At 62.8% G+C, this 20,982-nt stretch carries 23 protein-coding genes; 17 read left to right on the forward strand and 6 right to left on the reverse strand.

What is annotated here, in order from left to right:
• Window positions 1–45 precede the first annotated feature (45 nt).
• Window positions 46–336 carry a Dabb family protein gene (locus tag BLS48_RS27420; protein ID WP_091584690.1) on the forward strand — a complete coding sequence of 97 codons (291 nt, stop codon included), beginning with the start codon at window positions 46–48 and terminating at the stop codon, window positions 334–336.
• On the opposite strand, the gene BLS48_RS27425 is transcribed toward BLS48_RS27420, so the two are convergent.
• The 4 genes from BLS48_RS27425 to BLS48_RS27440 are packed head-to-tail and all read right to left on the reverse strand — an operon-like array spanning window position 306 to window position 4,519.
• Window positions 306–1,271: a glycosyltransferase family 2 protein gene (locus tag BLS48_RS27425; RefSeq protein ID WP_208604676.1), complete on the reverse strand. Its 966-nt coding sequence runs from the start codon at window positions 1,269–1,271 to the stop codon at window positions 306–308. The genes BLS48_RS27420 and BLS48_RS27425 overlap by 31 nt on opposite strands.
• On the reverse strand, window positions 1,268–2,272 hold the full coding sequence (locus BLS48_RS27430; protein WP_091584694.1) for a GNAT family N-acetyltransferase: 1,005 nt from the start codon (window positions 2,270–2,272) through the stop codon (window positions 1,268–1,270). The genes BLS48_RS27425 and BLS48_RS27430 overlap by 4 nt, the downstream gene beginning before the upstream one ends.
• The gene (locus BLS48_RS27435; RefSeq protein ID WP_091584696.1) at window positions 2,265–3,242 is read right to left on the reverse strand and encodes a hypothetical protein; all 978 of its coding nucleotides are present in this window, start codon (window positions 3,240–3,242) and stop codon (window positions 2,265–2,267) included. Before BLS48_RS27435 ends, BLS48_RS27430 begins: the two co-directional genes overlap by 8 nt.
• The gene (locus tag BLS48_RS27440; RefSeq protein ID WP_167365263.1) at window positions 3,239–4,519 is read right to left on the reverse strand and encodes a glycosyltransferase; all 1,281 of its coding nucleotides are present in this window, start codon (window positions 4,517–4,519) and stop codon (window positions 3,239–3,241) included. Before BLS48_RS27440 ends, BLS48_RS27435 begins: the two co-directional genes overlap by 4 nt.
• On the opposite strand from BLS48_RS27440, the gene BLS48_RS35780 reads away from it, so the two are divergent.
• The 5 genes from BLS48_RS35780 (at window position 4,497) to BLS48_RS27460 (ending at window position 7,246) form a co-directional block, all read left to right on the forward strand.
• Window positions 4,497–4,757: a hypothetical protein gene (locus BLS48_RS35780; RefSeq protein ID WP_167365264.1), complete on the forward strand. Its 261-nt coding sequence runs from the start codon at window positions 4,497–4,499 to the stop codon at window positions 4,755–4,757. The genes BLS48_RS27440 and BLS48_RS35780 overlap by 23 nt on opposite strands.
• Before the next feature lie 16 nt (window positions 4,758–4,773).
• Entirely contained in the window at window positions 4,774–5,664 is an 891-nt protein-coding gene (locus tag BLS48_RS27445; RefSeq protein WP_091584699.1) for a VOC family protein, read from the forward strand.
• On the forward strand, window positions 5,661–6,506 hold the full coding sequence (kdsA, locus tag BLS48_RS27450) for a 3-deoxy-8-phosphooctulonate synthase (RefSeq protein ID WP_091584701.1): 846 nt from the start codon (window positions 5,661–5,663) through the stop codon (window positions 6,504–6,506). Before BLS48_RS27445 ends, kdsA begins: the two co-directional genes overlap by 4 nt.
• 86 nt (window positions 6,507–6,592) lie before the next feature.
• Window positions 6,593–6,796 (forward strand): dodecin family protein, encoded by a 204-nt coding sequence (locus tag BLS48_RS27455; RefSeq protein WP_027045027.1) that lies wholly within the window; start codon window positions 6,593–6,595, stop codon window positions 6,794–6,796.
• 84 nt (window positions 6,797–6,880) lie between these two features.
• Window positions 6,881–7,246: a PRC-barrel domain-containing protein gene (locus BLS48_RS27460; RefSeq protein ID WP_091584703.1), complete on the forward strand. Its 366-nt coding sequence runs from the start codon at window positions 6,881–6,883 to the stop codon at window positions 7,244–7,246.
• 60 nt (window positions 7,247–7,306) lie between these two features.
• Here the strand turns inward: BLS48_RS27460 and BLS48_RS36625 are convergent, their stop codons facing one another.
• The gene (locus BLS48_RS36625; RefSeq protein ID WP_091584815.1) at window positions 7,307–7,432 is read right to left on the reverse strand and encodes a hypothetical protein; all 126 of its coding nucleotides are present in this window, start codon (window positions 7,430–7,432) and stop codon (window positions 7,307–7,309) included.
• Window positions 7,433–7,640: 208 nt separating this feature from the next.
• Here BLS48_RS36625 and eno point away from each other — a divergent pair, with 208 nt between their 5' ends.
• The 6 genes from eno to BLS48_RS27495 all read left to right on the forward strand — a co-directional run bounded on the left by eno (window position 7,641) and on the right by BLS48_RS27495 (window position 13,923).
• Window positions 7,641–8,915: a phosphopyruvate hydratase gene (eno, locus tag BLS48_RS27470; RefSeq protein WP_091584705.1), complete on the forward strand. Its 1,275-nt coding sequence runs from the start codon at window positions 7,641–7,643 to the stop codon at window positions 8,913–8,915.
• A gap of 165 nt (window positions 8,916–9,080) precedes the next feature.
• Window positions 9,081–9,404, forward strand: a complete 324-nt coding sequence (locus BLS48_RS27475; protein WP_091584707.1) for an FtsB family cell division protein — start codon at window positions 9,081–9,083, stop codon at window positions 9,402–9,404.
• Between the two features lie 193 nt (window positions 9,405–9,597).
• The gene (gene pdhA, locus BLS48_RS27480; RefSeq protein ID WP_091584709.1) at window positions 9,598–10,635 is read left to right on the forward strand and encodes a pyruvate dehydrogenase (acetyl-transferring) E1 component subunit alpha; all 1,038 of its coding nucleotides are present in this window, start codon (window positions 9,598–9,600) and stop codon (window positions 10,633–10,635) included.
• Window positions 10,636–10,650: 15 nt separating this feature from the next.
• A complete protein-coding gene (locus tag BLS48_RS27485; protein WP_091584711.1) occupies window positions 10,651–12,051 on the forward strand; it encodes a pyruvate dehydrogenase complex E1 component subunit beta in 1,401 nt (466 codons plus the stop codon).
• A gap of 18 nt (window positions 12,052–12,069) precedes the next feature.
• Entirely contained in the window at window positions 12,070–13,440 is a 1,371-nt protein-coding gene (locus BLS48_RS27490) for a pyruvate dehydrogenase complex dihydrolipoamide acetyltransferase (protein WP_091584713.1), read from the forward strand.
• A 114-nt stretch (window positions 13,441–13,554) separates the two neighbouring features.
• Window positions 13,555–13,923 (forward strand): hypothetical protein, encoded by a 369-nt coding sequence (locus BLS48_RS27495; RefSeq protein WP_091584715.1) that lies wholly within the window; start codon window positions 13,555–13,557, stop codon window positions 13,921–13,923.
• A 15-nt stretch (window positions 13,924–13,938) separates the two neighbouring features.
• Here BLS48_RS27495 and BLS48_RS27500 read toward each other — a convergent pair whose 3' ends face one another.
• Window positions 13,939–14,910 carry a sugar-binding transcriptional regulator gene (locus tag BLS48_RS27500; RefSeq protein ID WP_091584717.1) on the reverse strand — a complete coding sequence of 324 codons (972 nt, stop codon included), beginning with the start codon at window positions 14,908–14,910 and terminating at the stop codon, window positions 13,939–13,941.
• A 263-nt stretch (window positions 14,911–15,173) separates the two neighbouring features.
• Here BLS48_RS27500 and BLS48_RS27505 point away from each other — a divergent pair, with 263 nt between their 5' ends.
• The 5 genes from BLS48_RS27505 to BLS48_RS27525 all read left to right on the forward strand — a co-directional run bounded on the left by BLS48_RS27505 (window position 15,174) and on the right by BLS48_RS27525 (window position 20,945).
• On the forward strand, window positions 15,174–16,160 hold the full coding sequence (locus BLS48_RS27505) for an ABC transporter substrate-binding protein (protein WP_091584719.1): 987 nt from the start codon (window positions 15,174–15,176) through the stop codon (window positions 16,158–16,160).
• Between the two features lie 96 nt (window positions 16,161–16,256).
• The gene (locus BLS48_RS27510) at window positions 16,257–17,960 is read left to right on the forward strand and encodes an ABC transporter permease (protein WP_091584721.1); all 1,704 of its coding nucleotides are present in this window, start codon (window positions 16,257–16,259) and stop codon (window positions 17,958–17,960) included.
• The gene (locus BLS48_RS27515) at window positions 17,948–19,027 is read left to right on the forward strand and encodes an ABC transporter ATP-binding protein (protein ID WP_091584723.1); all 1,080 of its coding nucleotides are present in this window, start codon (window positions 17,948–17,950) and stop codon (window positions 19,025–19,027) included. The genes BLS48_RS27510 and BLS48_RS27515 overlap by 13 nt, the downstream gene beginning before the upstream one ends.
• Window positions 19,027–20,193 (forward strand): MBL fold metallo-hydrolase, encoded by a 1,167-nt coding sequence (locus tag BLS48_RS27520; protein ID WP_091584725.1) that lies wholly within the window; start codon window positions 19,027–19,029, stop codon window positions 20,191–20,193. Before BLS48_RS27515 ends, BLS48_RS27520 begins: the two co-directional genes overlap by 1 nt.
• Window positions 20,190–20,945: a 5'/3'-nucleotidase SurE gene (locus BLS48_RS27525; RefSeq protein ID WP_091584727.1), complete on the forward strand. Its 756-nt coding sequence runs from the start codon at window positions 20,190–20,192 to the stop codon at window positions 20,943–20,945. The genes BLS48_RS27520 and BLS48_RS27525 overlap by 4 nt, the downstream gene beginning before the upstream one ends.
• Window positions 20,946–20,982: the final 37 nt, after the last annotated feature.

Below are 20,982 nucleotides of genomic sequence, written 5' to 3' on the forward strand. Positions count from 1 at the left end.
TCTACCATCACAAAAGACCCCGGCATTTCGATCGAGGAGGCGGGGTTGATCCGGCACATTGTTTTCTTCAGCGCGCGGCGCAAGGAGGATGTGGAGGCGGTGCGCACGGGCCTGCTGGCGCTCGGCAGCATTCCCCATTCCAGCCTCTTCGAGGTGACGCTGAACACCAAGGTGGATCCCCTGTCGGATGAGGTCGATGTGGTCGTCTACGCGGAGTTCGCCGATGACGCCGCGCTGGCAGCCTACAAGGCGCACCCGCTCTATGCGCAGACCACCAGCAAGGTCAAACCGTTGCGCGAACTGCGCTATTCGGCCGATGTCGTGGCCGGCAGCTGATCGAGGCCTTGTTCCAACAGGTGTCTTTTTCGACGTCCCATGAAATAGCCGGGTAACACGTGAAGGCCGCCCGGCAGGTTGCCAGCCTTCCGCCAAGCCTTCACTTCGGCCAGCGCGGTGCCGAAATGGCCTTGCGCCGCCGCTTTCAGCGCGCCGCGTATCGTCAGATAGCTCAGGATCGGCCCGTAGCCTGCAGATTGATAGTCGGGACAGCGGGCGACGAAATCGTCCAGCCCCCTTATGTAGCCGGCATGGGTGCGTGAGATCGAGTTCGCCGATCGATATTTGAGGACGTCGGTGGCAGTGCCGAAAGCGATGCGGTACTGCCCCGCCAGCCGCAGCAGCAGTTCCCGATCCTGATGACGGCGCAGGTCCGGATCGTAGCCGCCGATCGCGCCAAAGGCCGCGCGGCGAACGGTGACGGTTGAATTGGTCAGCGGGATGCAGTGGCACAGCAAAAGCTGCCGCAGTTTTTCTCCATCGGGTGTCAGGCGGGGCAATCGGTGTACACGTTCGGTGCTGTCCGAAATGTCGCTGAAGCCGTCTATGGTGCAGGCGATATCTGGGTTCTCGTCGAAGAAGCCAATCAGTCTGTCGATACGTCCGGGGCGGAAGGCGTCGTCGGAATCGAGAAAGGCAATGAGCGGTGCACGCGACAGTGCCGCGCCCTCATTGCGAGCCCGGTTGGCGCCGGCCGGCGTCGGCATGCGGCGCCATGAGAGGCGCGGGTCATCGAGGGACGCCAGATAGTCGTCGGTCCCGTCGGTCGATCCATCGTCGATCACCACCAGTTCGATATCCACTCGCGGGCTGCAAAGAACGGACGCCAGCGTGCGCGGCAGGCTTTCGCGGCGGTTTCTGGCCGGGATAACGACAGCAAGGCGGCGCGTGGCAACGCCGCTGATTTCCAATGGCAGGGGCGGCAGGATTGTCACAGGCGGAACTCGTGCATCGTCGTGCGGCTGCAGCCGAAGTCGGCCTTGAACCGTTCGTCACCGATGGTGAAATCGAAGATGGTGCCGCCGTCGGCTGCCCACTCTGCCATCACATGGTCGAGCACGAGGAAACCCGGAGAATAGCGCGCATAAGAGCCGTAATCGCAGGCAAGCAGAATGTAGCGGAAGCATTCGCCATCGACCAACCCGAAGACAAAGGCGACCGGACCATCCTTCGAGGCGAGGCGATAGGTTCGCGCCAGGCCGGAACGTGCACCGTTCGTGGCCACGTCGATATAGAACTCGAGGCCGTGTGCCGTCTGCAGCGGGTCGCCCCGAAAGCGTCCAGCGCGGAAGTCACGCGCAGCGATCAGCGCCTGACGCACGTCGCCCGGCGCGACCAGTTCCAGCTGCAGCCCGCCGGCTTCGGCGAGCTTGCGCGCCTTGCGGTCAAGCCCAGCCGCGCGTCGGGGGCGAAGGTTGATCCTGCGCCATTCGGAATAGGGAGAACCGTAGCGCACGGCGTGCGCGCCGAAGTCGAGCGTGGATGGTTCGACCCCCAGCAGCGAACGCCATTGATGCAGATGGCTATGATGAACGGGTCCGATTTTCAGGCCTGCGTGGAGACCAAGGACATCGCGAAAATGCTGCGCGGTTTGCTGGCCAACCCTTATGCCCGTGGCGAGGATCGGACAGACGTAGTCGGTGACGCCGAGAGAGGCATATTCGATCGAGCCGGCGGCATCGCCGCTCTTGCGCCGGACCAGCGGGACGAGCAACTGGAGTTCGCCGCCGCTATCTCGGCCGGTGACCACCAGCGGCTCGGCGTCATGCGCTGGCGCGACATTCCGGTAGAAAGCCGTGAGCCAGTCCGGGTGCTGGAAAGCCGACGCCGATGCATTGGGGAATAGCCGCCGATATTCGTCGGAACCAAAATCGAAGCGATCGGTCGCCTCGAGGAGGATCGGCCGATTGGAATTTCGTGCGGCGAGGTCAAGCACGCTTCAACCCCGTAAAAAGTCTTCTGAACGCCTGTTGTGGACACAGGGCGGGATCGTCGAGAGCGATGCGGGCACCGGCCGGCAGGTTCGCATCCCGCAATGCCGCGTACAGCCTGTCTTCCGCGAGTCTCTGGGTCTCGACCCTTTGGGGGTGCGTTTCCCGATAGATTGTGTTGTGGGGGCCGTGCGCCGGATTGGTGTTGATCTCGAATATCTGTGGACGCCCGTCGACCAGCGAGAAATCGGCGCGCCCATAGTCAATGCCGGCAAGGTCGAAGGCCTGGCGCAGCACGCCCTCATGCATATTGCCTTCGACGAAGCGGCGCTCGTTTTCGAGGAATGTCTCGAACATCGGGTGGGCAAGCAAACGCTGCTTGTCCTGCACGTCCTTGGCCGCCCAGCGAAAATCGACGACATTGTGATGAGCGATCAGCCGATGGCCGACGCGATACGTGGCGAAACGCTGCCAGACGCCGGGACTCACCTCCTGGCCGGCATATTCGATCACCAGCTTGCCGGCCAAAGGTATGCCGTTTTCCCGCATCCGGCTCAGCGTTGCGTCAAGCGCTGGCTGATCCGCGATCAACTCGAGGTCGGCGGAGAGATGATCGAATTCGTTGCGGATGAAGACGGGGAAGGAATTCGGGCGTGGCCGACTTTCGCAACGCCAGGCCGAGAAGCGGTTGATCCCTGCCGCGTTCAGGGCTTTCAGCAGATCATGGCGGCTCAGCACATGGGCCGGGTGATTGAGAACGCGGGCCCCGCCGCGCTCGAGCCGATTTGCGACCTTGGCAGCCAATGCGATCTCGAAATTCGAAAGCCGCTCGTGATCGGTGAACACCCAGGTGCCGGAACGCAGTTCCTTCTGCCGGAAGAGGCGCTCGTAACTCCAGCGGCGCGCATTGCCTAACTGATTGACCAGATGGCGAACGGTATAGCCGTGGCTGCGGGTGGTGACAAAATTGATCAAGCACCATCCGGCGGGCCGCCGTCCTCCTGCAAAGCCAGAATCTCGATCGGATGTCGGGATCCGTTCTTCGAGCCAGCGAGAACCGAAGCATAGAGATCGAGGTTGAGCGCGACCGCCGAATCCAGCGAAAAATCTCTTACCCGCCGATGCCCTCGCGCAACCAGCACATCCCTTGCTTCGCCATCGGCAAGCAGCTGGAGCGTACGGTCAGCGAACTCCTCTCGCCGTCCTTCGGGTACGAGTGCCAATGCCTCGGGAGTGCCGGCCACGTCAGCCACTCCGCCGACGGCATAGGCAACCGCCGGCACGTCTGCCGCCATCGCTTCGAGCAGGACGCTGCCAAACACTTCGCGCCTTGACGGCAGGATCATGACGTCGGAAATCTTGAGTGCCTTCTTGACCTCGCTCGGAGCGACAAATCCGGTAATGGCCCACCAGCCTGGTCGCGAAATCGCGGCCAGCGCCGCTTCAAGCTTGCGGCGGTCGGGGCCGTCCCCGCAGATCAAAAGAAACGCGCCTTTTTCGGACAGGCGCTCGACAAGCTTGGGCAAATCCCGCCAGCCCTTTTCCGCGCTGACCCGACCGATGAAACTGACGATAGCCCGCCCTTCGGGGATGCCGTGCTCGGCTCGAAAAGCTCTGAGCGCCGACGGAGCGATCGGCCGTCGAAAAGCGTCGACATCGACCGCGTCGGGGATCACATCGACACGCGAGGCATCAAGCCCCAACTCGCTCGCCGTGTTCCTGCCAAATGTCTCGGTCAGCGCGACGACCCGGTCGGCCGACGTCAAAGCCAGTTTTTCGAGCCAGCGCGTGATGTCGTAAGGCTTGCCCTTCAGCCGAAGCGCACTCTGGAGCCCGGACCACAGCTGCGTATTCATCGACACGACAAGCGGTATCTTCAACCTGCTGACGATGACGGCGATGATCCTGCACCAGATCGAGTGGTTGAAATGGATGTGGACGACATCATAGCGGTGTCGGGCCCGAAGCAGCTCCGGTATCGCGCCCAGAAACCAGCTGAAGCAGAGCAACGGGCCGGCCAGGAATTCCGGCAGCCAGAAGCCGGTGCATTTGACCCGCATCGTCGCGGACAGTTGCACGCGCCTTGGGCTGCCGGGAATGTAGGTGGTCAGAACCGTCTGGGCTGCGCCGGCCCTGTCCATGCCTTGCGCGATCGTCCATGACTGGTTCTGCAATCCGCCGACCGGATCGAATCCGATCGGCCACTTGCCAGTCCGGTAGAAATGCGGCGTGATCCGCAAGATCCTGAGCATGCTGTTGCCCGTCATCCGTCGTTCAGTCCAGCCATGCAAGCAGGGCAATAGTCGCCGTTCGATGTCGAATCGCGACGCCGCGACAATCGTCCAAGGCGGAATTCGCGGCATCCCCCGCGCGGGGGATGTCCTGACGCAAATCATCAAATCAGGAGAAGATCGGGACCATCTCTGGTGGTGGTTACAAGGTCGCTGGCGGTCGGGATGCGATCAAGCCTTGAACCGCTTTGCGGAATGATGCACATCGCGCCTGCATGACCCGAACAACAGCTGCCGGCATTCATCCGCTCGATCATCTGGTGCTGCCTGTGCGCAGCCTCGACGTGGCGCGGGCCCGGCTCACCGCGCTTGGCTTCGTCGTTGCGCCGACCGGCATCCATCCCTTCGGAACGGAAAATTGCTGTGTTTTCCTCGCCGATGGCACCTATCTCGAGCCGATCTCGGTCGGCAATGAACAGGCAGCGACGAAGGCCATTGCCGACGGCAATGTGTTCGTCGCGCGCGACCGCGTCTATCGCGACAGCTGCGGCGACGAGGGCTTTTCCGCCATGGTTCTTGCCACCAGCAATGCCGATGCCGACCATAAACGCTATGTCGAAGCCGGTATCTCGGCGGGAGACATGCTTAGCTTTTCGCGCGCCTTCACCGACACAGCGGGCAAGAGCGACATCGCATCGTTCAAGCTCGCCTTTGCGTCTGGCAGCAAGGCTACGGATGCTTTTGTCTTTGCCTGCGAGCGGGTCAATGCTCCGAAAGTGGACCGCGCGGCGTTGCAGGCCCACGCCAACGGTGCCACTGGCATTGTCGAAGTGGTGGCGGTCAGCGGCCAGCCTGCCGAGCAGCGCCGGTTGATTTCGGTAGCGGCGGACGATCCAACCGCCAGTGGGCAGAGCGGCACGTTTCATTTGCCGAATGCAATCTTGAACGTGCTTGACCCTGCGTCTTTCACCTCACGCTTTGGCGTGTCGGCCGGCGCGCCAACTGAGCTTCGCTTCGCCGCGGTGGTCTTTTCGGTCCGGCACGCCGATGTCACCTCGCGGCTGCTTGCAGCCAATTCCATCAAACACGATATATCGGGCAATGATATCGTCGTGCAGCCGGCATCCGGACAGGGCGCGGCTTTCATCTTCCGGGAGATCAAATGAGCAAGCCCCTGGCGCCCAATTCGTCGGTAACCGTCGGCAATGTCGTCTTCGACAACAACGCGGCCCTGGCGCTGATCGCTGGCCCCTGCCAGTTTGAATCGCGCCAGCATGCCTTCGACATGGCTGGCGCGCTGAAGGAACTGACAGGCAAGCTCGGGATCGGCCTCGTCTACAAGACCAGCTACGACAAGGCCAACCGCACCTCGCTGTCGGCGACGCGCGGCGCCGGCATGGACGCCGCGCTTCCCGTCTTCGACGAGCTGCGCAAGGAATTTTCGCTCCCGGTGCTGACCGATGTCCACACCGAGGAACAGTGCGCGATCGTCGCGCCGCATGTCGACGTCCTGCAGATTCCGGCTTTCCTGTCGCGCCAGACCGACATGCTGGTCGCCGCCGCGAAAACCGGCAAGGTCATCAACGTGAAGAAGGGGCAGTTCCTTGCTCCCTGGGACATGAAGAACGTGGTCGCCAAGATCACCGGCTCGGGCAACGCCAATGTGCTGACCACCGAGCGCGGCGCGTCTTTCGGCTACAACACGCTGGTGTCCGACATGCGTGCCTTGCCGATCATGGCCGAGATCGGCGCGCCGGTGATCTTCGATGCCACGCATTCGGTTCAGCAACCGGGCGGGCAGGGTGGTTCCTCGGGTGGCGAACGTCGCTTTGTCGAGACGCTGGCCCGCGCGGCTGTCGCTGTCGGCGTTGCCGGCGTGTTCATCGAGACGCACCAGGATCCGGACAATTCTACCTCTTCCGATGGCCCGAACATGGTTCCGCTGAAGGATATGCCGGCACTCCTGGAAAGGCTGATGGCTTTCGACCGGGTGGCGAAGGCTCGCTGAGCCAGGCGCATCCTGCCGGCGCTTGTGGAAGGCACAAGCCGGCTGTACGCTTGCCCGGCAAATGAGCGTTTCGGCAGGAGGAAGCCATGTCCGTTGCCCGCGTCACCGAAATCACATCGTCGTCGAAGAAGAGCTTTCAGGACGCCATTGAAAAGGGAATTGCGCGCGCATCGAAGACCCTCAAGAACGTCGAAGGCGCCTGGATCCAGGACCAGAAGATCGTCGTCGAGGACGGCAAGATCGCGGCCTATCGCGTCAATATGAAGGTTACCTTCATCCTCGCGGAGTAGCAGCCCCGTAGCCGAAAAAGTCGGGAACTTTCGCTGCCGCCCCTCATTGTCAAAGTCTAGATCAACGACAAAGAGGAGCACACCATGACAACGCAGACAGGCCATACCGAAGCCATTGCTGCTTCGCGCGTCATCGGCACGTCCGTCTACAATACCGAAGGCACAAGCATCGGCAGCATCGAGGATATCATGCTCGACAAGACGTCGAACGGCATCATGTTCGCGGTGATTGGCTTTGGCGGCTTTCTCGGCATCGGCGAGAAGTATCACGCCATTCCTTGGGCGAGTCTCGACTATGATGAGGACAAGGGCGGCTACATCGTGCCGTTCTCCAAGGAGCAGCTGAAAGCGGCGCCTGCCTATTCGATTAACGAGCTGGCCGGCGCGGATGGCGAGACGGCGCGTGACGCATCTTACGATTACTACAAGGTTACGCCCTACTGGCATTGACGGCTGCAATCAAAAAAGGGCCCCGCCGTGACGGGGCCCTTTTTTGATTCAGGTCGCGGCCTATTCGCTGATGTGCAAGGCTGGCAGCGGCGCCAAGGCTTTGGGTGGCGACTGCTGATTGTCGCACGACGTCAGAAACGCAGCCGCGATCAGGAACAGACTCACGATACCGCTCAACTCAGACATGGCGAAACTCCTCATGTTTCGCCCCGCGCGACAACAGCCATACCCGAAATCCGAGCGCGATGGCATGACTTATGATGACAGCGATTTGCGCTTCGTGAATCGCCGGGTCTGACGCCACGGCAATAATTGCAGGCAGGCCGATTGCCTTTTGCGGCACTTTGGCTAAGACGTGCGCGACGCTTTCAATCGATCAATCGGGGACATCGCAATGACCGCCATCATCGACATTGTCGGGCGTGAAATCCTGGACAGCCGTGGAAATCCGACCGTCGAGGTCGATGTCATTCTCGAAGACGGCTCGATGGGCCGCGCTGCGGTGCCGTCGGGCGCCTCGACCGGTGCCCACGAGGCTGTCGAACTGCGCGACGGCGGCGCCCGCTATCTCGGCAAGGGCGTGCTCAAGGCCGTCGAGGCGGTCAATGGCGAACTGTTCGAGGCGATCGGCGGCATGGAAGCCGAAAACCAGATCCACATCGACCAGACCATGATCGAGCTCGACGGCACGCCCAACAAGAGCAGGCTTGGCGCCAACGCCATCCTCGGCGTCTCGCTGGCGGTGGCCAAGGCAGCCGCCGATGCCGCCGGCCTGCCGCTCTACCGCTATGTCGGCGGCACCAAGGCGCATGTCCTGCCGGTGCCGATGATGAACATCATCAATGGCGGCGCGCATGCCGACAACCCGATTGATTTCCAGGAATTCATGATCCTTCCGATCGGCGCGCCGACGCTTCGCGAAGGCGTTCGCTGGGGATCGGAAATCTTCCACACGCTGAAGAAGAAGCTGAAGGACGCCGGCCACAACACCAATGTCGGCGACGAGGGCGGCTTTGCCCCGAATCTGAAGAGCGCGCCGGTCGCGCTCGACTTCATCATGGAATCGATCGAGCAGGCCGGCTTCAAACCGGGCGAACAGGTCGCGCTCGGCCTCGATTGCGCGGCGACCGAGTTCTTCAAGGACGGCAACTACGTCTACGAGGGCGAGAAGAAGACGCGTGACCCGAAGGCCCAGGCCAAATACCTGGCCAAGCTTGTCGCCGACTACCCGATCATCACGATCGAGGACGGCTTGGCCGAGGACGACTGGGAAGGTTGGAAGTACCTGACTGACCTGATCGGCAAGAAGACCCAGTTGGTCGGCGACGATCTGTTCGTCACCAACACGGCGCGGCTGCGCGACGGCATCCGCATGGGCGTTGCCAATTCGATCCTGGTCAAGGTCAACCAGATCGGTTCGCTGACGGAAACGCTCGACGCCGTCGAGACCGCGCACAAGGCCGGCTACACCGCCGTCATGTCGCACCGCTCGGGCGAAACCGAGGATTCGACCATTGCCGATCTCGCCGTTGCCACCAATTGCGGACAGATCAAGACCGGCTCGCTGTCGCGCTCGGACCGCATGGCCAAGTACAACCAGCTGATCCGCATCGAGGAAGAACTCGGCAAGCAGGCACTCTATGCCGGCAAGTCGATGCTGAAGGGTTGATCCGAAAACATTCGGATTCTCGGATATCGCATGAAGGGGCGGGAACATTCCCGCCCCTTTTTTATTTCGGCGCCACCAGGCCGGTCATCCGTAACCGTCCGTTAAGCACAATCGGGCGAAAAAGACCGTGAGCCGCCTGAGTTTGCGGCCGCGAGGATTCGAGCGATGTGGACGCGTCAGCACAAGCAGAGAAACACCGGCCGGCTGATCATCCCCTCGCTCTGCGTGGCGTTCCTGGCCTATTTCGGCTTTCACGCCTATCACGGCGAATTCGGCATCAACTCGAAATATCAGCTGGAAGCCCAGACGGTCGCGCTGCAAGGTCAGCTCGATGCGATCAAGGCGCGCCGGATGGAACTTGAACGGCGTGTTCGGCTCATGCATGATGGCACGCTGGAGAAGGACATGCTCGACGAGCAGGCGCGCAGGGCACTCAATCTGTCCCAGGCTGATGAAATCACCATCATGTTGCCGACTTCGTCGAAGTAACTGAATTTCAGTTAATCACCAATATTTTCAATGATTTTAATCGCTTAGGCGCATGCCAGCTATGCAAATTCGTCATGGCGCAACGCTCTGACGCGTGTTAGCCTTGCATAAATCGGTGGGGAGAGCTGATCTCCCCAGAGCAGATTTCATCCTGCTCTAATGTCCGCAAAGAGACGCCACCAGGGAGTGATGCATGGCCACCGCAGCCAAAAAAGCGCCTGCCAAATCCAGATCCGACGGTAAATCGGGGCTTTCAGCCCCCAAGCCCGCTGAATTCACCAGGGATGAAGAGCTTGCCGCCTACCGGCACATGCTGCTCATCCGTCGCTTCGAGGAAAAGGCCGGCCAGCTTTACGGCATGGGTTTCATCGGCGGCTTCTGCCACCTCTATATCGGCCAGGAAGCGGTCGTCACCGGCATGAAGATGGCGCTGATCGAGGGCGACCAGATGATTACCGCCTATCGCGACCACGGCCACATGCTGGCCATGGAGCTTTCACCGCGCGGCGTGATGGCCGAACTGACCGGCCGCCGCGGTGGTCTGTCCAGGGGCAAAGGCGGCTCCATGCACATGTTCTCCAAGGAAAAGCATTTTTACGGCGGCCATGGCATCGTCGGCGCTCAGGTGTCGCTCGGTACCGGGCTCGCCTTTGCCAATCGCTATCGCGACAACAACAATGTCTCGCTGACCTATTTCGGTGACGGTGCGGCCAATCAGGGCCAGGTCTATGAAAGCTTCAACATGGCCTCGCTGTGGAAGCTGCCGGTCATCTACATCATCGAGAACAACCGTTATGCCATGGGTACCTCGGTCTCGCGCTCGTCGGCGGAGACCGACTTCTCGCATCGCGGTGCCTCGTTCAAGATTCCCGGCATCCAGGTCGACGGCATGGACGTGCGCGCGGTGAAGGCCGCCGGTGATCTCGCCGCCGAATGGTGCCGCGCCGGCAACGGGCCGCTGATCCTCGAAATGCAGACCTATCGCTATCGCGGCCACTCGATGTCCGACCCGGCGAAATACCGCTCCAAGGAGGAAGTGCAGAAGATGCGCTCCGAGCATGACCCGATCGAGCAGGTCAAGGCGCGGCTGATCGAGAAGAAGTGGGCCACCGAGGACGAATTGAAAGCCATTGACAAGGAGGTTCGTGACGTCGTCGCGGACGCCGCCGAATTTGCCCAGAACGACGCGGAGCCGGATCCGTCCGAGCTCTGGACCGATATCGTACTTTAACGGGAGGGCAAGGACATGCCGATCGAAATTCTCATGCCCGCCCTTTCGCCGACCATGGAAGAGGGCAATCTTTCCAAGTGGTTGAAGAATGAGGGCGACAAGGTCGTCGCTGGCGACGTCATCGCCGAGATCGAAACCGACAAGGCGACGATGGAAGTCGAAGCCGTTGACGAAGGCACGCTGGGCAAGATCCTGATCGCCGCCGGCACCGAAGGCGTCAAGGTCAACACGCCGATTGCCGTCTTGCTGCAGGACGGCGAAAGCGCTGCCGACGTCGGCAAGCCCTCGGCTCCCGCCAAGGCGGAAGCTCCGGCGAAGGCAGAGGCTCCGGCCGCCGAGGACAAGGCGGAAGCCACAAAGCCGGCCGCGGCACCTGTCGCTGCCGCGCCGAAGACGGAAATCGCCGCCGATCCGGACATTCCGGTCGGCACCGAAATGGTCTCGACGACGGTGCGCGAAGCTCTGCGCGACGCGATGGCCGAGGAAATGCGCCGCGACGGCGATGTCTTCGTCATGGGCGAGGAGGTCGCCGAATACCAGGGCGCCTACAAGATCACGCAAGGCCTGCTGCAGGAATTCGGGCCGCGGCGCGTTGTCGACACGCCGATCACCGAGCATGGCTTTGCCGGTGTCGGCGTCGGTGCGGCGATGGCCGGCCTGAAGCCGATCGTCGAGTTCATGACCTTCAATTTCGCCATGCAGGCGATCGATCAGATCATCAACTCGGCCGCCAAGACGCTCTATATGTCCGGTGGCCAGATGGGCGCGCCGATCGTGTTCCGTGGACCGAACGGCGCCGCCGCCCGCGTCGCCGCCCAGCATTCGCAGTGCTATGCCGCCTGGTACAGCCACATTCCGGGCCTCAAGGTTGTGATGCCTTACACCGCGGCGGACGCCAAGGGCTTGCTCAAGGCAGCGATCCGCGATCCGAACCCGATCATCTTCCTCGAGAACGAAATCCTCTATGGCCAGTCCTTCGACGTGCCGAAGCTTGATGATTTCGTGCTGCCCATCGGCAAGGCGCGCATTCACAAGACCGGCAAGGACGTCACCATCGTCTCCTTCGGCATCGGCATGACTTACGCGGTCAAGGCGGAGGCGGAATTGCGCGGCCTGGGCATCGATGCCGAGATCATCGATCTCAGGACCATCCGCCCACTCGACCTCGACACCATCATCGCCTCGGTCAAGAAGACCAACCGGCTGGTCGTGGTGGAAGAAGGCTTCCCGCAGAGTTCGGTCGGCGATCATATCGCCAACCAGGTCTCGCAGCGCGCCTTCGATTTTCTCGATGCTCCGGTCATCACCATTGCCGGCAAGGACGTGCCGATGCCTTATGCGGCCAACCTCGAGAAGCTGGCGTTGCCGAACGTCGGTGAAGTCGTCGAGGCGGTCAAAGCCGTCACGTATCGCTGAACCGGGCGGGAGGACAAAATGCCAATCAATATCACCATGCCGGCCCTGTCGCCCACGATGGAAGAGGGCAATCTGTCAAAGTGGCTAGTCAAGGAAGGTGACAAGGTTTCGCCGGGCGATGTCATCGCCGAGATCGAGACCGACAAGGCGACCATGGAGGTCGAGGCTGTCGATGAGGGCACGGTTGCAAAGCTCGTCGTTCCCGCCGGTACCGAAGGCGTCAAGGTCAATGCGCTGATCGCCGTGCTCGCCGCCGAGGGCGAGGATGCCGGCGCCGCCGCGAAAAGCGGTGGCGGAACTGCGCCAGCGAAAGCCGAGGCTCCCAAGGCTGAACCGCCCAAGGCTGAAGCACTGAAGACTGAGACACCAAAGACTGAACCTGTGGCCGCCGCATCCAAGTCAGAGGCAGCTCCGGTTGCCAACGGCCGTGCGGGTGGCGAGCGCACCTTCGCCTCGCCGCTCGCGCGTCGTATCGCCAAGGACGCCGGCGTCGATGTGTCCGCCGTGACCGGCACCGGCCCGCATGGCCGGGTGGTAAAGGCCGATGTCGACGCGGCGATAGCCGGCGGCGCCAAGCCTGGTGTGAAGGCCGCGCCCACTGGCGCTCCGGCCGCCGCGCCTGCCGCGCCGGTAAGGGCGATGTCGGACGATCAGGTGCTGAAACTGTTCGAGCAAGGCTCCTACGAGCTCGTTCCGCATGACAATATGCGCAAGACCATCGCGCGCCGCCTGGTCGAGGCCAAGACCACCATCCCGCATTTCTACCTGACGCTCGACTGCGAGCTCGATGCGCTCTTGGCGCTGCGCACGCAGATCAATGCGGCGGCGCCGGTGAAGAAGACCGAAAAGGGCGATGTCCCCGCCTACAAGCTGTCGGTCAACGACATGGTCATCAAGGCGATGGCGCTGGCGCTGAAGGCGGTGCCGGATGCCAACGCCTCATGGACCGAAAGCGCCATGGTCAAGCACAAGCATGCCGATGTCGGCGTTGCCGTGTCGATCCCCGGCGGCCTGATCACGCCGATCATCCGCAAGGCGGATGAAAAGACGCTGTCCACCATCTCCAACGAGATGAAGGATCTGGCGAGCCGCGCCCGCAGCCGCAAGCTCAAGCCGGAAGAGTATCAGGGCGGCACCACGGCGGTGTCGAACCTCGGCATGTTCGGCATCAGGGACTTTGCCGCCGTCATCAACCCGCCGCACGCGACCATCTTGGCCGTTGGTGCGGGCGAGGAGCGGGCAGTGGTCAAGAACGGCGAGATCAGAATAGCCACCGTCATGTCGGTGACGCTGTCGACCGACCATCGCGCCGTCGACGGTGCGCTCGGTGCCGAACTGCTGGTCGCCTTCAAGCGGCTGATCGAGAACCCGATGGGCATGCTGGTGTAGGGCCTCCTGTCGCGAGCCGGCGCCAAATGATGCGCCGGCTTACAACAGAAACGACTTGTCAGGCGCGAACCCTTGACCCATCTTCCAGGTGGATTGCGATCCAGGGAGGCCAACATGCCAGCATTCGACCCGCCCGATGTCAGAACATTGTTCAGCAAGGTCATGGGCGCGTCGCCGTCCGATATCAAGCTGGTGGCGCAGCGCCTGCATGATCATGCCTTCGAGCCGCGCATGTCGGCGGAGGAAACCAGGCAGCTTGTCGTCAGCCTCGGCTATGACAGCCTGGATGCGTTCTGCGCCGATATCGGCCTGCCGGCGCATATCGCCGAGCGATGGAGCCGTTTTGGCGTTTCCGGCGAGATGAAGCAGGTGTTCGCGCTGCTGGCGGCCCAGCGCAGGCGGGTGGCCGAGGCGATCGCCGAATTCGAATCCATGACCCATGTCGGCGTCGAGGATTTCTTGCGCGAGCGCGGCCTGATCTGATCACGCCGCCGAGTCTCAGCCAGCCTTGGCCAGCAGCGCCGCGGCTGTATCGCTATCGGTGATCAGTACATTGGTGCTGACGGCTTTCAGTGCGGCGAGAATCGCCGCGACCTTGCGCTTGCCGCCCGCGGCCAGCACCACATTCGGCACCTGGCCGACCAAGTCGAGATCGATGGCCATGACGCGTCCGTTGACCTCGTGATCGACCAGCCTGCCGGCGGCGTCGACGAAATAGCACAGGATGTTGGCGACCGCGCCCTTCGCCTTCAGCGAGGGGATCAGCGATGACGGCACGATGCCGTGCCGGAAGATGGTGGCGTCGGGCGACATGTCGCCAACCGTCAGCAGCGCGATGTCGGCCGCGGCCGCTCGCTGGCGCAGCTCCTGCAAGGTCGGCTGTGCCCAGAGGAGATCGCGAAGCGAGGAATTGTCGACCGTCACCGGCGCGGTGATCTGATAGCTGTCGACATCGAAGACATCGGCGACCTTGGCGGCGACGATCGACGGATTGATCCATTGCGAATGCGGCAGGCTGCCGACCAGCGCCACCACCGAGGCGCGCTTCAGTTGCCGGCGGGCGAGGAAGCCGAGGCTGGCATGCAGCGTCGCGCCACCGCCGATCGCCAGCGCCATGCCGTCCCGCATCTGCTCGCCGAGATAGGCCGCGACGGCATGGCCGATCGCCTTCTCCAGATGCTCGTGCGCCGAAGGCGTCGGGATGACGACGGCGGCGTTGAGGTTCCAGCGCTTCTCCAATGCCCGTTCGAGCGCCACCTGCTCGGCGGTCGGCGCGTTGATCATGGTGACGACGATGCCTTCGGCGGTGCAGGCGGCCAGGGTGCGCATGACCTTCACCCGGCTGACATCGAGCTTTTCGGCGATCTGCTCCTGCGTGAACCCTTCGACATAGTAGAGCCAGGCCGTCTTGACGTTGAGGTCCGATGACACCATCGGCAGGCGAGCCGGTCTGGGTTTTTCCGTGGGCATCGGTTCTCGTCCCTCATGAGCCATGGCCTGGCCGCATTGCCCTCTTCGGAGAAACGCCGGCCGGATGTCAACTGATGCCGGATCGACGGCGCGTCGATTGTCGCACAGTCCTGTTCATTTGTAATTGACAATGTACATATGAACATATTTTGTGGGTTTCACGCGCTGTGTCATCCACCAGTCATATGCGCCGTGCAGGGAGGAAGAGACGGGGAACTGGCCAGGGGCCGGACCGGTCGTGCACAGACAAGACAGGAGGTCTCATGAAGACGCTATTCATCAAGCTGCTGGCCAGCCAGATTGCGGTCGCGGCAACTTTGTTTGCCGGCTCGGCCGGCGCCGAAACACTGACGCTCTATACATCCCAGCCGGAAGCCGACGCGGCCAAGACCGTGGATGCCTTCAAGAAGGCGCAGCCCGGCATCGACGTGACCATCTATCGCTCCGGAACCAGCGACATCCTCACCAAGATGGCAGCCGAGTTCGCCGCCGGCAGCCCGCAGCCCGACGTGCTTTTGATCGCCGACGCGGTCTCGATGGAGTTGCTGAAGAAGGACGACCGGCTGCTGCCTTATCCCGAGGCCAAGCTCGACGGCATCGAGGCGGATGCCTATGACGCCGACAAGACCTATTTCGGTAGCAAGCTGATCACCACCGGCATCGTCTACAACACCGCGGCGGCGCAAAAGCCCGAGCATTGGGCCGATCTCGCCAAGCCGGCCTATGCCGATGGCCTGGTCATGCCGAGCCCGCTCTATTCGGGGGCGGCCGCCTACCTGCTCTCGGGCTTCGTCGGCGATACCAACTATGGCTGGGATTTCTTCCAGAAGCTGAAGACCAACAACACCGTCAGCGTGCGCGGCAATGGCGCGGTGCTGAAGTCGGTGGCATCAGGCGAGAAGCCCTATGGCATCCTAGTCGACTTCATGGCGATGAACGCCAAGAAGAAGGGCTCGCCGGTCGAATTTGTGTTCCCTAGCGAAGGCGTGCCGGCGGTGACCGAACCGGTCGCCATCATGAAAACCGCCAAGAATGTCGATGGCGCCAAGAAGTTCGTCGACTTCATTCTTTCGGACGAAGGCCAGAAGCTGGCGCTGTCCATGGGTTACCTGCCGGCACGGGCCTCGGTTGGCCGCCCCGAATGGCTGCCGGAAGGCGTGAAGGTCAAGGTGATGCCGTTCGACACCAAGGCGATCGTCGCCAAGACCGACGCCGACAAGGCGAAATTCTCGGAACTGTTCGGCGGCTGAGCCGGCAATCGCGGCGGGATGCCGTCTCACTAGCATCCCGGCCGCTTCGTGCGAAACTCGATCGCATTGGCTGATCGATCTTCAGGAAAAGCAATCATGTCAACATCGATCAGGGAGAGTCGGGGCCAGGAGATGGCCCTGACGGCGGCGGTAGCCGTCGTCATCGTGCTGCTTTCCTTGCTGCCGATGCTGCGGCTCATCAAGGAGATCGTAGCGCCTGGCGGCACGCTGTCGACTGTAGCGATAAAAGCCGGGCTCGCCAGCCCAGCGACCTGGATCGCGACCTGGCATACGCTGGTGGTCGGCATCGGCGGCACCGTCCTTGCGGTGCTGTCGGGAACGCTGGTGGCCGTCCTCATCACACTGACCGACATTCGCGGCCGCAGCGCCCTGGTGCTCTGCTACGTCATGCCGCTGATGATCGCGCCGCAGGTGACGGCGCTCGCCTGGCTGCAATTGTTCGGCCCGGCAAGCCCGTTCCTCAATCTGTTCGGCGCAGCACCCCCACTCGGCACGAAGAACCCGCTCTATTCCACATCAGGCGTCATCCTGCTGCTCGGCGTGCAGTATGGCCCGCTGGTCTTCCTGCTGGTGCGCGCTGGCCTGCGCAAGCTGCCGCGTGAACTGGTCGAGGCGGCGCGTGCCGGCGGCGCCGGCTGGTTCACCGTGCTGGTCACCATCGTGTTGCCGCTGATGACACCCTCGATCATGGCGGCCGCCGCACTCGCCTTCGTGTCCTGCGTCGGCAATTTCGGCATTCCCGCTTTCCTTGGTATTCCCGCCAACTACCTCGTTCTGCCGACCTTGATCTACCAGCGGCTGGCCGGCGGCGGTCCGGCCGTGCTCGGTGAAACCGCGTTCCTCTCGGTGCTGATCGGCATCATCGCCATGGCGGGCATTTTCGCCCAGGAGGTCATGAGCCGCCGCCGCGACTATCGCATCAGCTCGACATCGCTGCCCGCCGAACCCTACGAGTTCGGCCGCTGGCGGCCCGCGGTCCAGGCCGGTATGTGGCTGCTGATCGTCCTGGTGCTGTTCCTGCCGCTGTTTGGGCTGGTGCTGACGTCGCTGGTGCCGGGTTACGGCATTGCGCTCAACGCCAGGACCGCAACGCTCGACAATTATCGCTTCGTGCTGTTCGAGCATGACGCGGCCAGCCGCGCCTTCTTCAACAGTTTCTGGCTGTCGATCGCGGCCGCCTTCTTCGCGGTCCTGGTCGCCGTTCCGATCGGCTATCTGATCGCCTGGGGCAAGCAGCGCTGGGTGAGGCTGCTCAACCTGTCGGTCGAACTGCCCTATGCCTTGCCAGGCGTGGTGCTGGCGATCGCCTCGCTGCTGTTGTTCCTGCGGCCAATCCCGCTGACCGGCATCCAGCTCTACAACACCGTCTGGATCATCCTCTATGCCTACCTCGCCCGCTTCCTGGTGCTGGCGCTGCGGCCGACCATCAGCGGTTATCACCAGATCGACCGGGCGCTTGAGGAAGCAGCGCAGGTGGCGGGCGCGGGACTGTTCATGCGCATGCGCACCATCATCTTTCCGCTTGTCGCACCGGCGGCGATCGCCGGCGGCCTGCTGATCTTCATGACGGCGCTCAGCGAGCTCACCGTTTCGGCGCTGTTGTGGTCGTCGGGGTCGGAAACGATCGGCGTGGTGATGTTTTCCTTTGAGCAGGGCGGCGATTCCAACTACGCGGCGGCGATGTCCGTCATCACCGTGGCGGTCACCTTCGTGCTGATGCTGGTGACCAATCTGCTTGCCCCCTACCTTCCCAGCGGAGTGCTGCCATGGCGCGATTGAGCCTGGACCATGTGACCAAGAGCTTCGCCAACTTCGATGCCGTGAAGGACGTGTCGATCGACGTCGGCGACGGCGAGTTCCTGGCGGTGCTTGGACCCTCCGGTTGCGGCAAGACCACGCTGCTGCGGCTGGTTGCCGGATTTGAGAAGGTGACATCAGGCGAGATCCGCATCGGCAGCGAGACCGTGTCGGCCAAGGGCGGCAGTGTCGCGCCGGAAAGACGGCGCGTCGGCATCGTCTTCCAGAACTATGCACTCTGGCCGCACATGACGGTCGCCGAGAACATCGGCTATTCGCTGAAGGTGGCCAAACTGGACAGGGCCGTCGCCCGCCAGAAGGTTGAGGACGCGCTCGCGCTGGTCAATCTGCAAGGGCTGGGTGACCGCAGGCCGTCCAATCTGTCCGGCGGCCAGCGCCAGCGCGTGGCGCTGGCGCGCTGCCTTGTCGCGGCGCCTTCGCTGGTGCTGTTCGACGAGCCGCTGGCCAATCTGGACGTGCACCTGAGAGCCTCGATGGAAGACGAGTTCGCCGCCTTTCACAAGCGCACGGGCACGACCATCGTCTACATCACCCACGATCAGGCCGAAGCGATGGCGCTGGCCGACAGGATCGCGGTGATGGATGGCGGTCGCCTGGCGCAGTTGGCGACGCCGCGCGAACTCTATCATGAGCCGGCAAATGAAATGGTGGCCTCTTTCATTTCGCAGGGCATTCTGCTCCCGGCCGATGTGCTCGGCGCGGAGGAGGCCGGTCACTGCAAGGTCAGGGTTCTCGGGACCGAGCTGGTCGTCCGTTGCCGGTCAGGCGAGCGGCCTCGGACCGGTGCCAGGATCTGCTGCCGGTCAGCGGATCTCGATGTGTCGCCCGACGGAGCCGGCTTCGACGGGCTGGTCAAGAGGGTGATCTACCAGGGCGGCGCGGCGCGCATCGAATTCGCGCCTTTCAACGCGCCCGACCTCACCTTGCATTTCGAACAGCCCGATCCGGTCGTGCTGGAGAGCGGAGCGCAAGCGCGCCTGCGGATAAGATCGGGCTGGCTCATCCCGGCGGCGGGAGCGGCATCGTGATGATGCTCGATTTGCTTGGCGGCTTTGGGGAAAAGGGCCGCACCAGCCTCGCCGTCAGCAGCGGCAGCGACCGCATCCTGCTCGACGTCGGCATCAAGGTCGGCGCCTCAGGGACGGAATACTATCCGGCACTGAATGGTTCGCTCGCCGGCATTGACGCGCTCTTTGTCTCGCATGCTCATGAGGATCATGTCGGCGCGCTGAGCTGGCTGTTGTCTCGCGGATATGATGGACCGATCTTCATGACCGCGGAGAGCCGCGATGAGGCCCCGGCCACGCTTGCCGCCTATGCCGATCCCGAGGATCTCAGGAAGTTCCCCTTTCCGAGCGATCGCATCGAACTTTTCGAACCCGGCGACACGCTGAAGAGCGGCAGTCTCGCGATCAGGACTGGACGATCGGGGCATGTCGTGGGCGGCGTCTGGTTTGCCGTCGATGACGGGAAAAGCAGTGTTGCCTATTCGGCCGATGTCGTTCCGGACAGCAACGTGTTTGTCATGGACAGGATTCCGTGCTGCGATCTGCTTGTACTCGATGCTTCCTACGGCGCCGATCCCATATCTGGGTCGGCGCGCGCGCAGCAAATTTCGCAGTGGGTGGCGAGACATTCAAACGGATGCCTGTTGCCGACGCCGTTGTCGGGCCGATCGCTGGAGCTGATCGCGGCCTTGCCGGGGCCGTTTGCCATCCATGCCGGCATGCGTTCATCCCTCGAAGCGCAGGTCGGCGCCACTGGGGCGTTGTTGCCAGGTGTTTCCGAGCTGCTGCGGCGCCGCTTGCTGGACGCAGCCGACTGGGCGGATGCTGATCCGTTGCCGCCGATGCCGTTGCTGGCCGATGACGGCATGGGTGAGGCCGGCCCGTCATCGCGCCTTCTGCCGCGCGCCGGCCAGACCGGTTTTCCGGTGCTGCTCACCGGGCATCTGCCATTGGGTTCCCCGGGTGATCTCTTGCACAAGGCCGGTCGGGCGGACTGGGTGCGCATGCCGACACATCCGACGCTGTCGGGCAATGTCGATATCTGGGAGAAAGCGGGGCGACCCGCAGCGCTCGGTCATTCCTGCGCGAGCGATCTTCTCGGTGATCTGCAAAACCACATTCCATCGCTGAGCACGCAATGCCGCACCGGCCAGCGCATCACGGTGCCGGAGGTGAGAAAAACATGAGAATCCTGATCTGCAACGACGACGGCATCGAAGCGCCGGGCCTTGCCCGGCTGGCCAACGCCGCCGGCGGTTTGAGCGACGATGTCTGGGTGGTGGCGCCCGACGGCAAGCGCACCGCCGCCGGCGCGTCGCTGACGATCGCCAGGCCGTTGACGATGCGGCGCGTCAAGGCGAATTGGTTTTCCTGTTCCGGCACGCCAGCCGATTGTGTGGTGAGCGCGATGACATGGCTGTTTGTCGACGCGCAGAAGCCGGACCTGGTGCTGTCGGGTGTCAATGACGGCCGCAATGTCGCTGAGGACCTCGCCTATTCCGGCACGCTGGGAATTGCCCGGGAAGCGACCTTCTGGGGCGTGCCGGCCGTCGGTTTTTCGCGCGTGAAAAATCCTGGCTTCACGGATACCGACGACGCGTGGCTGCGCGCGCTGATCGCCTCATTGTGGCAATCACGAACTAACTGGGCGACGGAAGGGCACTGGCTGAGCGTCAATCTACCGCTTTCGCTGCCGGCTGAAATCCGGCAGCCGCGCATCGGCCGTGACAAGATCGGCCGCACGGCCGAGGTGATGGAAAGCGACGGAGATCGCACGGTCATCACGGTTCCTCGTGGTCGGGCTCATGCCAGCCAGCCGGGTGACGAAAACGCGGCGATCGATGCGGGCTTCGTCAGCATCAACCGGCTGAACTGGTTCGGTGAAACGCGGCTGGACGAACGGTTTGTGGACAGGATCCTGCGCCGGCGGCCAAGCTAGCTGGTCATGGATTCGGCTCGTTGCGAATGTCAGGGCG

The organism is Mesorhizobium qingshengii (genome assembly GCF_900103325.1).
Lineage (GTDB): Bacteria > Pseudomonadota > Alphaproteobacteria > Rhizobiales > Rhizobiaceae > Mesorhizobium > Mesorhizobium qingshengii.